The organism is Micromonospora endolithica, from assembly GCF_003626595.1.
Lineage (GTDB): Bacteria > Actinomycetota > Actinomycetes > Mycobacteriales > Micromonosporaceae > Micromonospora > Micromonospora endolithica.
On the sequence record NZ_RBAK01000009.1, the window covers coordinates 56,623 to 69,777 of the forward strand.

A 13,155-nucleotide genomic window follows, 5' to 3' on the forward strand; every position below is an offset into this window, starting at 1 on the left:
GCCAGGCGTTAACGGGGGGCCCTTCCTTACACCCTCAGCGGAGCCAGGGGACGTTGCGGTCGAGGAGGTTGCGCTGCTTGAGTTCCTTGCGCAGCGGGATCTCGTCGTCGATGTAGCCGTCCCAGTTGATGCCCCAGTAGTTCGCGGTGTGGGTGCCCTCACCGCAGAGCTGGCGCTGGACCGGCGTGCGGTTGGCCCACCACTCGCCGTCGGTGTCGATGTGCAGTTCGTCGAGCGGGCGGATCCACCGGTAGGTGTAGCCGACGAAGAGCATCTTGCGGGTGATCGTCGACAGGTTCGTCGAGCGGGAGTGCCACTGCCGGCGGTCGAAGATGAAGGCGTCGCCGGGGTTCGCGGTGATCTCCACCGTGCCCTCCGGGTCCGGGTTGTGCACCGAGGTGTCCTTCGGGCGGGGCAGCGAGTTCCACAGGTGGCTGCCCGGGATCACCTTGGTCGCGCCGCGGCCGTTCTCCGACAGGTCGGACAGGACGTACGCCACCTTCAGCGAGAACATCGGCCGGGGCAGGTTCGGGTCCATCGTCTCCGGGTCGGAGTTCTGCCGGTAGCCGTCCTGGTGCCAGCCCCAGTAGGGCTTCTCCGGCTCGAGCGCCGGCGGGGTGACGTCCAGGTGGTTGTGGTGGGTGTAGATGTTCCAGCCGGCCAGGCCCCACATGTAGGGGAAGGCGATCGGGTGGGTGAGCAGGTCGCCGAAGAGTTCGTCGCGCTCCAGGAAGCCCAGCAGGTGCAGGGTGCCGTCCTTGGTGGTGTTGCCCTTGGCCTGCTCCTCGGCGTAGACGCGGTCGACGGCCGCCTCGAGCGCCGCCCGGTGGTCCTCGGTCAGGACGTTGCGCAGCAGAAGGAAGCCCTGCTCGTGGAACTCCTTGCGGTCGGTGTCGCTGATCGGTTCGTAACCGGTGCGGTCGCCGTAGTCGAAGGCCACGTCGTACCCCTCCCCATGAGGTGAAACCATTTCTGGCACAGGCCGCCGATCGTAACGTGCCGATTCGGCCGCGGGGGAGCGCCCGTCGTGGTATCGCTCCCGGCGCGAACCGCACGGAGCGGGGTGAGCACCCACGGTCAATCAGGGCGGGTAAAATGCCAGCTATGAGGTCCTTTGACCGATTGTGCGGTCACTGCCGGTAAGGAGATCGGGGTCGTTCAGGCGTCGGCCACGACCTCGGCGACCACCCGGGGCTCCGGGGTGCCGTCCACCGCGTTCCAGGTGCCGCCGTCGGCCGTCCACTCCATGGCGGCGAAACGGACCCGCCGTACGCCGTTGTCCTGGGCGTGCGACACCAGCCAGTGCGCGTACCGCCAACCGCCGCGCTCGTCCGCCGCGGCGACCGTCAGGCTGGTCAGGTCGGCCGCGGCGGCGCTCGTCGCCATCCCCCAGTCCAGGGCCAGCCCACGGGTCAGGGCGGCCGTGGCGACCTGACCGCGGCGCAGCGGGTCGCCGCCCACGGTGCAGGCGACCGCGCCGGTGGCCTCGCCCAGCAGCGCCCGGCTCAGCACCTCGGACTCGTCCGCCCACTTCTGGTACGCCTCCGGGAAGGCGGAGCGCTGCACCTTCTGCGCCGCGTCGGTGACCCGCATCTTCTCCCAGCCGCGCACCTTGCGCAGCGCCGCGTAGAAGCGGTTCGCCGCGTACCGGGGGTCGCGGATCTCGGTCGGCGTGCCCCACCCCTGGCTGGGGCGCTGCTGGAACAGGCCCACCGAGTCGCGGTCGCCGCCGGCGAGGTTGCGCAGGCCGGACTCCTGGTACGCGGTGGCCAGCGCCACCACCACCGCCCGTTCCGGCATGCCGCGCTGGATGCCGATGGCCGCGATGGTCGCCGCGTTGGCCATCTGGTCCGCGTCGAGGGCCACCGTCCCGTCCGCCCGCACGGTGCACGTGCGGCTGCTCAACGGGAGGCGGAGCTTGTCCCCGAACTGCCGGACCGAGACGAGGATCCCGACCACCGCCACCAGGACGAGGACGACCCCACCCGCCACGACTGCCCGAGTTCGCACCTGCACCCCCACATCGACAGTCCGACAAGAGTACGTCCCCCGTCGGCCGACACGGGTCGTCCGACCGGTTCCCGCCCGTTCACCCGGGCGTGGCGCCGGTCGGCGGACCCGGCCGACCGCCGACCACGTTCCCGATTACCGGCGTCCCTCACCCGAATCCGCTGCCGCCCGCCCCGGTCCCGGCCCGCCCCGGTCCCGGCCCGCCCGGTCCCGGCCCGCCCGGTCCCGGCCCGGCCCGGGAGCGGCTCGCTCAGCCGGCACCCTCCGCGGAATCCCCGTCCAGGGCGGCCACCCAGCGAGCCGGCCGCTTCTCCCGGAAGGCGAGGACGCCCTCCATGCCGTCCGCGGACAGGAAGTACCGGGTGGAGATCGCGGACAGCTCGGCGATCTCGGCCCGCAGGTCGGCGGCGGGTGGGCGGCGCAGCAATTGCTTCGCCCCGGCGAGTGCGTCCGGGGCGCCTCGGACCAGCGAGTCGCAGTACCGGGCCACCGCCGCGTCCAGCTCGGCGGCGGGCACCGCGGCGGTGACCAGCCCGACCTCGGCGGCCCGCCGGCCGTCGAAGGTGTCCCCGGTCAGGTACAGCTCGGCGGCGGCCCGCGGGTGCAGCCGGGGCAGCACGGTCGCCGAGATCACCGCCGGGACCACGCCGATCCGTACCTCGGTGAAGGCGAACGTCGCCTCCTGCGCGCACACCGCCAGGTCGGCCGCCGCGATCAGGCCGAGCCCGCCGGCCCGCGCCGGGCCGGCTACCCGGGCCAGCACCGGCTTCGGGCACTCCCACACGGCCGCGAGGACGTCACCCAGCATCCCGGCCGGCACCGTCCCGCTGGCGTACGCCGCCGCGGTCTCCTTCAGGTCCGCGCCGGAACAGAAGACCGGGCCGGTGTGGTCCAGCACGACCACCCGGACGGCCTCGTCGGCGACCGCCTCGGCGAGACCGGCGAGCAGGGACGTCATCAGCGGGGTGGACAGCGCGTTGCGGTTGTGCGGGCTGTCCAGGGTGAGGGTGGTCACCCCACGGGCCGTGGAGACCCGCACGAGCGCGTCGGGAGAGGTCATGTGAGGGCACACTAGTGCCCATGCCCGGCGTCCTTCCAGAAGGCGAATCCGTCCCCGTCGACGGGTCGCTGCCGCCGACCGCCCTGCGCGCGGTCGGCGCGCGTGGCTTCGGGGTGTACGTGCACGTGCCGTTCTGCGCCAGTCGGTGCGGTTACTGCGACTTCAACACCTACACCGCCGCCGAGCTGGGCGGTGGGGCGAGCCGGGAGGGGTACGCCGACACCGTGCTGGCCGAGCTGACACTCGCCGCCCGGGTGCTCGGCGACACCCCGCCGCCCCGGGTGGACACCGTCTTCGTCGGTGGCGGCACACCGACCCTGCTCCCGGCCGACGACCTGGCCCGGATCCTGGACGGCATCGACCGCACCTGGGGGCTGGCCGCCGACGCCGAGGTGACCACCGAGGCCAACCCGGAGTCGGTGACCCCCGAGTCCCTCAAGACGTTGCGCGCCGCCGGCTACACCCGGATCTCGCTGGGCATGCAGTCCGCCGCGCCGGGCGTGCTGGCGGTCCTGGACCGGAAGCACAGCGCGGGCCGGGCGGTGGCCGCCGCCGGCGAGGCACGGGACGTCGGGTTCGACCACGTCAACCTCGACCTGATCTACGGCACGCCGGGGGAGCGCGCGGAGGACTTCGCCGCCTCCCTCGACCAGGTGGTGGCCGCCGGCGTGGACCACGTCAGCGCGTACGCCCTGATCGTGGAGGACGGCACCCGGCTCGCCGCCCGGATGCAGCGCGGCGAGCTGCCGTACCCCGACGACGACGTGGCCGCGGACCGGTACCTGGCCGCGGAGGCCGCCCTCGGCGCGGCCGGTCTCTCCTGGTACGAGGTCTCCAACTGGGCGAGGGGCGACGCGGCCCGGTGCCGGCACAACCTGCTCTACTGGACCGGCGCGGACTGGTGGGGCCTCGGCCCGGGGGCGCACAGCCACGTCGGGGGCGTGCGCTGGTGGAACGTCAAGCACCCCACGGCGTACGCGCGGCGCCTGGCGGCCGGGCAGTCGCCCGGCCTGGCCCGGGAGGTGCTCGGGCCCGACGAGGCGCACATGGAGGACGTGATGCTGCGCCTGCGGCTCGCCTCCGGGCTGCCGCTGGACGCGCTCGACGAGGCCGGGCGGGCGGGTGCCCGGCGGGCGCTCGCCGACGGGCTGCTCCACCCGGACCGGTACGCGTCCGGCCGGGCGGTGCTCACCCTGCGCGGCCGGTTGCTGGCCGACGCGGTCGTCCGCGACCTGCTGCCGTAGGGCCCGGTCTCCCCTCCTCGCCCCGTCGGACGGGAGGCCGGACCCCGATCGCGCCGGCCGGGGGAGCGGCCGGCGCGGGTGTCAGCGCTTCACGAACGAGTAGGTCATCGGGTAGCGGTAGAGGGTGCCCTCGTTGGCCTTGACGCCGGCGATGATCCCGAAGATGACCGGGACGATCCAGACGATCAGCGGGACGAAGAAGAGCAGCCCGCAGGTGATCCCGGCGAGCACCCAGCTGAGCAGGTAGACGATGGTCCAGGTGATCTGGAAGTTCAACGCCGCGACCGCGTGCGCCCGCAGCCCCGGGGACTGCTGGCCCCGGGTCATCATCGCGATCAGTGGCGGCAGCCAGCCGAGCAGGCCACCGCCGACGATCACGCCGAGCGCGCCGCCGAAGTGCGCGATGAGTGCCCAGTTCTTGTCGTCGTTGCTGGCGTAGCCGCCCGCGGGCGGGCCGTATCCACCGGCCGGCGGGTAGCCACCGGGCGGGGGGTAGCCACCGGGCGGAGGGTAGCCGCCTGACGTCGGCGCGTCACCGGGAGGTGGCGGATAGCCACCGGGCGGGGGATAGCCTCCCGTGCCCGGTGCCCCGGACAGTGGTGCGGTGGGCTCGTCGGCGGGCGGACCGGGGTAGGCCGACGGCACGGTCGGGTCCGGATCCCCCGAGCCGGGAGGGCGAGGTGGTTCAGTCATGGACGTCACGGTAGGTGCAGACGGCAACCGGGCACCAGCGCGACACCGCCCGGGTTGCCCGGACGATCGGCCCTGGCGATTCCGCCGTACGCGGGGGCCCGCCCGGCGGCCTCGGACCCGGACCGGCGGTCCGGCATCGATCATCGCGGCCTCGGCCCCGCCGACGTAGACTGGCACTCGCTACAGTCGAGTGCCAGGCCGCTGTCCGGGCCGTCCGGCACGCCCGGCCCGACGTGCGACAGGAGGTGGGGAGGATGGGTCTCGACGACCGCAAACTCGCCGTGCTGCGGGCGATCGTCGAGGACTACGTCGCCACCCAGGAGCCGGTCGGCAGCAAGGCGCTGGTCGAGCGGCACCAGCTCGGCGTCTCGCCGGCGACCGTGCGCAACGACATGGCGGTGCTGGAGGAGGAGGGCTACATCCGGCAGCCGCACACCAGCGCCGGCCGGGTCCCCACCGACCGCGGCTACCGCCTCTTCGTCGACCGGTTGTCCCGGGTCAAGCCGCTGAGCCCGGCCGAGCGCCGGGCGATCGAGCGTTTCCTCGTCGGCGCGGTCGACCTGGACGACGTGGTGCACCGCACGGTCCGGCTGCTGGCGCAGCTGACCCGGCAGGTCGCCGTCGTGCAGTACCCGTCGCTCGCCCGCTCCTCGGTGCGGCACCTGGAGCTGGTGCCGATCTCCACCACCCGCCTGATGCTGGTCATGATCGCCGACACCGGCCGGGTGGAGCAGCGGCTGGTCGAGCTGCCCGCGCCGGTCCCGGCCGAGGACGTCACCGACCTGCGCCGACTGGTCAACGAGAAGCTGGTCGGCAGCCGCCTGTCGGACACCCCGCCACTGGTGCAGGCCCTGGTCGACGAGGCCGGCCCGCACCTGCGCGGGGCGATGACCACGCTCTCCACCGTGCTGCTGGAAACGCTGGTGGAGCGGCACGAGGAACGGATCGCGCTGGCCGGCACGGCCAATCTGACCCGAGGTGGCCTGCTCGACTTCCAGGGTTCCCTGCGCCCCATCCTGGAGGCGCTGGAGGAGGAGGTCGTGCTGCTCAAGTTGATCGGCGAGGCGGAACCGAGCACCACCCGGGTGTTGATCGGCGACGAGAACGAGGTCGACAACCTCCGCGCCGCCTCGGTGGTCAGCACCGGGTACGGCCCCGGGGCGACCATCGTCGGTGGGCTCGGTGTGCTGGGGCCGACCCGGATGGACTACCCCGGCACCATCGCCACGGTGCGCGCCGTGGCACGCTACGTGGGCGATCTGCTGGCCCAGAACTGACCAGTCAGGGCCGACGGCCGGCTTGAGGCCGACGACCGGCGCAACCGCGAGACGAACATGAGGACACGGAACGCAGTGGCCAGGGACTACTACGGCATCCTCGGTGTGAGCCGGGAAGCCTCCGACGACGAGATCAAGCGCGCCTACCGCAAGCTGGCGCGCCAGTTCCACCCGGACGTCAATCCGGATCCGGAGGCCCAGGAGAAGTTCAAGGACATCAACGCCGCGTACGAGGTCCTCTCGGACGATCGGAAGCGGCAGATCGTCGACCTGGGCGGTGACCCGCTGGCACCGGGTGGCGGCGGGGGTGCCGGTGGGCCGGGCGGCCCCGGTGGGGCGGGGCCGTTCGTCGGCTTCCAGGACATCATGGACGCGTTCTTCGGTGGCGCCGCCGGTGGCGCCCGGGGGCCGCGTCCGCGTACCCGGCCGGGCGCCGACGCGATCCTGCGCCTGGAACTCGACCTCCAGGAGACCGCGTTCGGCGTCGAGGCGCCGATCACCGTCGACACCGCCGTGCTCTGCACCACCTGCTCCGGCGCCGGCACGGCCGCCGGCACCCACCTGGCCACCTGCGAGGCGTGCGGCGGCCGGGGCGAGGTCCAGTCGGTGCAGCGCACCTTCCTCGGCCAGGTGGTCTCCGCCCGGCCGTGCACCGTCTGCCAGGGCTACGGCACCACCATCCCGCACCCCTGCCCGACCTGCGCCGGCGACGGCCGGGTGCGCACCCGCCGCTCGCTGACCGTCAAGATCCCCGCCGGGGTCGAGGACGGCATGCGGATCCGGCTCGCGCAGCAGGGCGAGGTGGGCCCCGGTGGGGGCACCGCCGGCGACCTCTACGTGGAGATCCACGAGCGCCCGCACGACGTCTTCTCCCGCAAGGGCGACGACCTGCACTGCCGGGTGACCGTGCCGATGACCGCCGCCGCGCTGGGCACCCGGCTGACCATCAAGACGTTGGACAGCGACGAGACGCTCGACGTCAAGGCCGGCACCCAGCCGGGCAGCACCCTGCGGCTGCGCGCCCGGGGCGTACCCCACCTGCGCGGCACCGGCCGGGGCGACCTCTACGTCCACCTCGACGTGCGGACCCCGACCAAGCTCGACGCGGACCAGGAGCGGATGCTCCGCGAGTTCGCCAAGACGCGGGGCGAGGAGGTCGCCGAGCTGACCAAGCAGGGCGGCTTCTTCTCCCGGATGCGCGACGCGTTCAACGGTCACCCCTGACCGTGTCCGCGCCCCTGTTCCTGGTCGAGGCGTTGCCCGCGGCCGACCAGCTGGTGCTGGACGGCCCGGAGGGGCACCACGCCGCCACCGTGCAGCGGCTACGCGTCGGCGAGGAGCTGCTGCTCGCCGACGGGCGGGGCGGCACGGCCGCCGCCACGGTCACCGCCGTCGGCCGGGGCACCCTCGACCTGGAGGTGGTCTCCCGGGGGTACGTCGACGCGCCCGTCCCCCGTCTCGTGGTGGTGCAGGGCATCGCCAAGGGCGACCGGGGTGAGCTGGCCGTGCAGGCGATGACCGAGGTGGGCGTGGACGAGATCGTGCCCTGGGCCGCCGCCCGTTCGGTGACCCAGTGGCGCGGCGAGCGGGGCGTACGGGCGCGGGAGAAATGGGCGTCCACCGCCCGGGAGGCCGCCAAGCAGGCCCGCCGGGCGTGGCTGCCGGTGGTGGCCGGCGCACCGGACGAGTCGACCACCCAGGTGGGTCGCCGCATCGCCGGTGCGGCCGGCGCGTTCGTGCTACACGAGGAGGCCGAGGAACCGCTGACCGTGGCGCCGCTGCCGGACGCTGGCGAGATCGTGCTGGTGGTCGGCCCGGAGGGCGGCATCACCCAGGCCGAGCTGGACGGCTTCGCCGCTGCCGGCGCCCGGCCGGTGCGGCTCGGACCGTCCGTGCTGCGTACCTCCACCGCCGGGGTGGCCGCGCTGTCGGTGCTGTCCGCCCGCCTCCACCGCTGGTAGCGGTGCAAGGAAGGGGTGTAAGGAAGGGGGTGTAAGGAAGGGGTGTAAGGAAGGGCCCCCTATTAACGCCTGGGGTAGAGGAAGGGCCCCCGCTTAACGCCTCACGGGCGGGGGAAGACCTGGACCGGTTGGTCGTCCGGGCGCAGGTCCAGCCCGGCCGGGCCGACGATCAGCGGATCCGGTGTGCCCACCACCTCGAGGTCCTTGCCGGCGTAGTCGAAACGGTTCAGCACGTGCCGCATCGCCTCCAGCCGGGCCCGCTTCTTGTCGTTGCTCTTCACCACCGTCCACGGCGCGTCGGCGGTGTCGGTCCAGAAGAACATCGCCTCCTTCGCCTCGGTGTAGTCGTCCCACCTGTCCAGCGAGGCGATGTCCATCGGCGAGAGCTTCCACTGGCGTACCGGGTCGACCTGGCGGACGGCGAAGCGGGTGCGCTGCTCGTTCTGGGACACCGAGAACCAGAACTTGACCAGCCGGATGCCCGAGCGGGTCAGCATCCGCTCCAACTCCGGGGCCTGCCGGAGGAACTCCAGGTATTCCCGGCGGGTGCAGAAGCCCATCACCCGCTCCACGCCGGCCCGGTTGTACCAGGACCGGTCGAACAGCACGATCTCCCCGGCCGCCGGCAGGTGTGCCAGCCAGCGCTGGAAGTACCACTGGGTGGACTCCCGCTCGTTCGGCTTGACCAGGGCCACCACCTTGGCGCCGCGCGGGTTGAGGTGTTCCATGAACCGCTTGATGGTGCCGCCCTTGCCGGCGGCGTCGCGGCCCTCGAAGAGGATCACCAGCCGCTCGCCCGACTCCTCGATCCACTCCTGGAGCTTGAGCAGCTCGATCTGGAGCAGCCGCTTCTGCTGGTCGTACTCGTCGCGGTCCATCCGCTCGTCGTACGGGTAGTCCTCGCGCCAGGTGTCCACCGGGCTGCCGTCCGGGTTGAGCAGGACGGGATCGTCGTCGTGGCCGTCGAGCACACGGTAGTCGGCGGCGAGGTCCAGCACGGTGTCGGCCATGTCGGAGACCCTTACCCTGGAAGACACCCCATCCGACATCGCGCCGGCTGTCAGTTTGCTGTCAACTGCGCAGGTACGACGCGCCGTTGAGGTCGACGATCGTGCCCGAGGCCCACTGCGCCTGCGGCGACGCCAGCCAGTGCACCGCCGCGGCGATCTCCTCCGGCCGGGCTACCCTGCCGAACGGGCTCTGCGCCCGGACCGCCTCGCCGCGCGGCGACTTCAGGTGCTCGTTGGTCATGTCGGTCTCCACGAAGCCGGGCGCGACCGTGGCGACCGCGATGCCGTACGGCGCGAGGGCCACCGCCAGCGACTGGCCCAGCGCGTTGAGCCCCGCCTTGCTCGCCCCGTACGCCGGATTGGCCGGCTCGCCCCGGAAGGCGCCCCGGGAGGAGACGTTGACGATCCGCCCGCCCCGCTCGCGCATGTGCTGGGCCGCGCACCAGGAGGCGTTCGCCGCGCCGAACAGGTTGGTGTCCAGCACCTCCCGCCAACGCTGGCGCCACTGCTCGTAGGAGCTGCCGAACACCGGGTGCGGCGGGTCCGCCGGCCCGAACACGCCGGCGTTGTTGACCAGCACGTCGAGCCCGCCGAGCCGGCCTGCGGCGTCGTCCACCATCTCCCGTACCGCGTCCGGGTCGGCGAGGTCCGCGCGGACCACGACGTGACCGTCGCCGGGCAGGTCCGCGCGCAGCGCCTCGGCGAGGTCCGCGGAGTCGCGGTGGTGGATGGCCACCCGGTCGCCCCCGGTCGCGAACGCCGCCGCCACCGCCCGCCCGATGCCCCGCGAGGCCCCCGTCACCAGCACCGCCCGTGAAGTCACGCCGGTCATCCTGCCGCAGCGCGGGCGACGGGTGTTAACAAGGGGCCCCTGCTCTACCGGAGGCGTTAAGCGGGGGCCCTTCCTTACACTGCCCGGGTGGGAAACGACTGTCTTTTCTGCCGCATCGTCGCCGGGGAGATCCCGGCCACCGTCGTCCGGGAGACCGCCACCACGCTGGCGTTCCGGGACATCGATCCGAAGGCGCCGGTGCACGTGCTGGTGATCCCGAAGGAGCACTACGCCGATGTGGCGACCCTCGGCCAGGGCGACCCGGCGCTCGCCGGGGAGCTGCTGGCCACGGCCGCCGCCGTGGCCGAGGACGAGGGGCTGCTCGGCGACGGTTTCCGGCTGATGTTCAACACCGGCGCGTACGGCGGCCAGGAGGTTTTCCACGTGCACGCGCACGTGCTCGGCGGTGCGCCGCTGGGACCGATGCTGGCCCGGGACATGGCGTGACGGAGGTCTCCGCGCACCTGACCCGGATGGTGCGCCGGGTGCAGGCGGACGGCCGGGTGCCGGCGGTCGCGGCGGCGTTGCACCGCGCGGACCGGCCGCTCTGGACCTGCCAGGTGGGGGAGACCGGCAACGGCACCACGCTCGGCCCGGAGACGGCCTTCCGGATCGGCTCGGTCACCAAGACGTTCACCGCGGTGCTCACCCTCCAGTGCCGCGACGACGGGCTGCTCGACCTGGACGACCCGCTGGAGCGTCACCTGGAGCTACCGGCACACGGGGAGCTGACCGTGCGCCGCCTGCTGTCGCACACCTCCGGCCTGCAACGCGAGCCGTACGGCGACGTGTGGGACACGCTGCGCGCGCCGGACGCCGAGGCGTTCCTGGCCGAGCTGGCGCGCGCCGAGCGGGTGCTGCCGACCGGCCGCCGCTACCACTACTCGAACCTGGGCATGGCGCTGCTCGGCCGGCTGGTGGGCCGGCTGCGCGGCGGCACCTGGGCGGAGGTGCTGGACGAGCGGGTGCTCGGCCCGCTCGGGCTGACCGGCACCACGGTCACTCCCGGGCCCACCGCGGCCACCGGCTTCCTCGTCGACGCGTACTCCGACCAGGCCCACCCGGAGCAACCCACCGACTTCGGCGCGGTCTCGCCGGCGGCGCAGTTGTGGAGCACGGCGACCGACATGGCCCGCTGGGCGGCCTTCCTCGCCGACCCGGCGGCGCTCGACCCGGAGGGCGCCGTCCTCGCCCCGACCACCCTCGACGAGATGCGGTGGCCGCTGACGGTCACCGACGAGACGCTCTGGTCCGGCGGCTTCGGGCTGGGCCTGATCCTGGTCCCACAAGGTGACCGGGTCGTGCACGTCGGCCACGACGGCGCGATGCCCGGCTTCCTGGCCGCCGTCTACGGCCGGCGCGGCGGGGAGGGCACGGCCGGCGCGATGGGCGCGGCGGTGTTCGGTTCGTCGGGCACCGCGGCGGAGGTCTTCGACCTTCCGCACCGCCTGCTCGCGGCGGCGGTCGAGCGCGACCCGGCCGACGTCGTGCCGTGGCGGGCCGGTCCGCCCGCCCCGCCGGAGGTACGCGGACTGCTCGGCCGCTGGTGGGGCGAGGGCTTCGAGTACGTCTTCTCCTGGCACGACGGCACGCTGCGGGCCCGGGGCGCGGGCGACCCGGCGGGCAAACCCCCGGCGGTGTTCGCCCCGCTGCCGGACCGCCCGGACGTGTACCGGACCGTCTCCGGTCGGGAGGTCGGCGAGTTGCTCCGGTTGACCCGGGACGACTCCGGCGTGGTGACCCGGATGCACTGGGCGACCTACCGCTTCACCCGCCGCCAGGAGTCCTTCGACGGGTACGATTTCCGGTCCTGAACCGGGGCGGTCCCGGGCGTCCGGGGTGGGGCCGCCCAGTGAACATGCCGGCCGTCCGGGGCGGCGGAAATGAGCGCGGTGCCGCCGCCGTTGAACCGATACGATGGGTGTAACGTCCGCACGCCGCGCCAGCAGGCCCGGCGCCGAGATCGAGAGCAGGTGGCGCAGGGCCCTTCGGCCCGACCTATGACCGGCACCCCACCTCCCGGCCCGCCCCGGGTGCAGACCAGGATCACCGTCCCGGATTCCAAGATCATGGTTAACCTGCTCGGCGCGGGTGACGAGATCCTGCGACTGGTCGAGCGCTCGGTCACCAGCGACGTGCACGTGCGGGGCAACGAGATCACGATCACCGGCACCCCCGCGGACAACGCCCTCGCCGAGCGACTCTTCAGTGAGCTGCTCGAACTCATCGAGAAAGGCGAGACCCTGACCACTGACGCCGTCCGGCGTACCGTCGGCATGCTCGAGCAGGGCGGCGCCGAGCGACCCGCCGAGGTCCTGACGCTCAACATCCTCTCCCGGCGCGGCCGCACCATCCGCCCGAAGACGCTCGGGCAGAAGAAATACGTCGACTCGATCGACACGCACACCATCGTCTTCGGCATCGGTCCGGCCGGCACCGGCAAGACCTACCTGGCCATGGCGAAGGCGGTCCAGGCGCTCCAGGCCAAGCAGGTCAACCGGATCATCCTCACCCGGCCGGCGGTCGAGGCGGGGGAGCGGCTCGGCTTCCTGCCCGGGACGCTCAACGAGAAGATCGACCCCTACCTGCGCCCGCTCTACGACGCGCTGCACGACATGCTCGACCCGGAGTCGATCCCGAAGCTGATGGCGGCCGGCACGATCGAGGTCGCCCCCCTGGCGTACATGAGGGGCCGGACCCTCAATGACGCGTTCATCATCCTGGACGAGGCGCAGAACACCACGCCCGAGCAGATGAAGATGTTCCTCACCCGGCTCGGCTTCGGTTCCAAGATCGTGGTGACCGGTGACGTCACCCAGGTGGACCTTCCCGGCGGGACGACCAGCGGGCTGCGGGTGGTCCGGGACATCCTGGAAAACGTCGAGGACGTCCACTTCGCCCAGCTCTCCAGCTCCGACGTGGTGCGACACCGGCTGGTCGGGGAGATCGTCGACGCGTACGCCCGCTGGGACGCCGAGCGGGAGAACCAGCAGGCGCAGGGCGTGCACGCCGTGCCGGGGCGGTCCGCCCAGGGCGGCCGGGCCGGCCGGCGCCGCTAGAGGACCGAG

Annotated in this window: 13 protein-coding genes; 7 read left to right on the plus strand and 6 right to left on the minus strand. The window is 73.0% G+C overall.

Annotation, left to right across the window (positions count from 1 at the left end):
• Positions 1–34: 34 nt before the first annotated feature.
• The 3 genes from D7223_RS21685 to D7223_RS21700 all read right to left on the minus strand — a co-directional run bounded on the left by D7223_RS21685 (position 35) and on the right by D7223_RS21700 (position 3,070).
• A complete protein-coding gene (locus D7223_RS21685; RefSeq protein WP_238162154.1) occupies positions 35–940 on the minus strand; it encodes a phytanoyl-CoA dioxygenase family protein in 906 nt (301 codons plus the stop codon).
• A 218-nt stretch (positions 941–1,158) separates the two neighbouring features.
• Complete coding sequence (locus D7223_RS21690) at positions 1,159–2,016, minus strand: hypothetical protein (protein ID WP_120730260.1); 858 nt, start codon at positions 2,014–2,016, stop codon at positions 1,159–1,161.
• Between the two features lie 244 nt (positions 2,017–2,260).
• Entirely contained in the window at positions 2,261–3,070 is an 810-nt protein-coding gene (locus D7223_RS21700; protein WP_120730261.1) for an enoyl-CoA hydratase-related protein, read from the minus strand.
• Positions 3,071–3,090: 20 nt separating this feature from the next.
• On the opposite strand from D7223_RS21700, the gene hemW reads away from it, so the two are divergent.
• Positions 3,091–4,314 carry a radical SAM family heme chaperone HemW gene (hemW, locus tag D7223_RS21705; RefSeq protein WP_120730262.1) on the plus strand — a complete coding sequence of 408 codons (1,224 nt, stop codon included), beginning with the start codon at positions 3,091–3,093 and terminating at the stop codon, positions 4,312–4,314.
• A gap of 81 nt (positions 4,315–4,395) precedes the next feature.
• Here the strand turns inward: hemW and D7223_RS21710 are convergent, their stop codons facing one another.
• Positions 4,396–5,007 carry a DUF4870 domain-containing protein gene (locus D7223_RS21710; RefSeq protein ID WP_120730263.1) on the minus strand — a complete coding sequence of 204 codons (612 nt, stop codon included), beginning with the start codon at positions 5,005–5,007 and terminating at the stop codon, positions 4,396–4,398.
• Between the two features lie 254 nt (positions 5,008–5,261).
• On the opposite strand from D7223_RS21710, the gene hrcA reads away from it, so the two are divergent.
• The 3 genes from hrcA to D7223_RS21725 all read left to right on the plus strand — a co-directional run bounded on the left by hrcA (position 5,262) and on the right by D7223_RS21725 (position 8,245).
• On the plus strand, positions 5,262–6,284 hold the full coding sequence (gene hrcA / locus D7223_RS21715; protein WP_120730264.1) for a heat-inducible transcriptional repressor HrcA: 1,023 nt from the start codon (positions 5,262–5,264) through the stop codon (positions 6,282–6,284).
• Positions 6,285–6,359: 75 nt separating this feature from the next.
• Complete coding sequence (gene dnaJ, locus D7223_RS21720; RefSeq protein ID WP_186832358.1) at positions 6,360–7,508, plus strand: molecular chaperone DnaJ; 1,149 nt, start codon at positions 6,360–6,362, stop codon at positions 7,506–7,508.
• Positions 7,509–7,510: 2 nt separating this feature from the next.
• A complete protein-coding gene (locus D7223_RS21725) occupies positions 7,511–8,245 on the plus strand; it encodes a 16S rRNA (uracil(1498)-N(3))-methyltransferase (RefSeq protein ID WP_120730266.1) in 735 nt (244 codons plus the stop codon).
• A gap of 101 nt (positions 8,246–8,346) precedes the next feature.
• On the opposite strand, the gene ppk2 is transcribed toward D7223_RS21725, so the two are convergent.
• Complete coding sequence (gene ppk2, locus D7223_RS21730) at positions 8,347–9,255, minus strand: polyphosphate kinase 2 (RefSeq protein ID WP_238162155.1); 909 nt, start codon at positions 9,253–9,255, stop codon at positions 8,347–8,349.
• Positions 9,256–9,316: 61 nt separating this feature from the next.
• Positions 9,317–10,078 carry an SDR family NAD(P)-dependent oxidoreductase gene (locus tag D7223_RS21735; protein ID WP_120730268.1) on the minus strand — a complete coding sequence of 254 codons (762 nt, stop codon included), beginning with the start codon at positions 10,076–10,078 and terminating at the stop codon, positions 9,317–9,319.
• A gap of 96 nt (positions 10,079–10,174) precedes the next feature.
• Here D7223_RS21735 and D7223_RS21740 point away from each other — a divergent pair, with 96 nt between their 5' ends.
• The 3 genes from D7223_RS21740 (at position 10,175) to D7223_RS21750 (ending at position 13,146) form a co-directional block, all read left to right on the plus strand.
• On the plus strand, positions 10,175–10,534 hold the full coding sequence (locus D7223_RS21740) for a histidine triad nucleotide-binding protein (protein WP_120730269.1): 360 nt from the start codon (positions 10,175–10,177) through the stop codon (positions 10,532–10,534).
• Positions 10,531–11,901, plus strand: coding sequence for a serine hydrolase domain-containing protein (locus D7223_RS21745; RefSeq protein ID WP_120730270.1), 1,371 nt, complete (start codon positions 10,531–10,533; stop codon positions 11,899–11,901). Before D7223_RS21740 ends, D7223_RS21745 begins: the two co-directional genes overlap by 4 nt.
• A gap of 186 nt (positions 11,902–12,087) precedes the next feature.
• A complete protein-coding gene (locus tag D7223_RS21750; protein WP_120730271.1) occupies positions 12,088–13,146 on the plus strand; it encodes a PhoH family protein in 1,059 nt (352 codons plus the stop codon).
• Positions 13,147–13,155: the final 9 nt, after the last annotated feature.

What these genes read in the sequence shown, in the direction of transcription:
- D7223_RS21710 (WP_120730263.1), bottom strand. Translation starts at nt 5,007, where the DNA reads ATGACTGAACCACCTCGCCCTCCCGGCTCGGGGGATCCGGACCCGACC.
- D7223_RS21750 (WP_120730271.1), top strand. Translation starts at nt 12,088, where the DNA reads ATGACCGGCACCCCACCTCCCGGCCCGCCCCGGGTGCAGACCAGGATC.
- ppk2 (WP_238162155.1), bottom strand. Translation starts at nt 9,255, where the DNA reads ATGGCCGACACCGTGCTGGACCTCGCCGCCGACTACCGTGTGCTCGAC.
- hrcA (WP_120730264.1), top strand. Translation starts at nt 5,262, where the DNA reads ATGGGTCTCGACGACCGCAAACTCGCCGTGCTGCGGGCGATCGTCGAG.
- D7223_RS21700 (WP_120730261.1), bottom strand. Translation starts at nt 3,070, where the DNA reads ATGACCTCTCCCGACGCGCTCGTGCGGGTCTCCACGGCCCGTGGGGTG.
- hemW (WP_120730262.1), top strand. Translation starts at nt 3,091, where the DNA reads ATGCCCGGCGTCCTTCCAGAAGGCGAATCCGTCCCCGTCGACGGGTCG.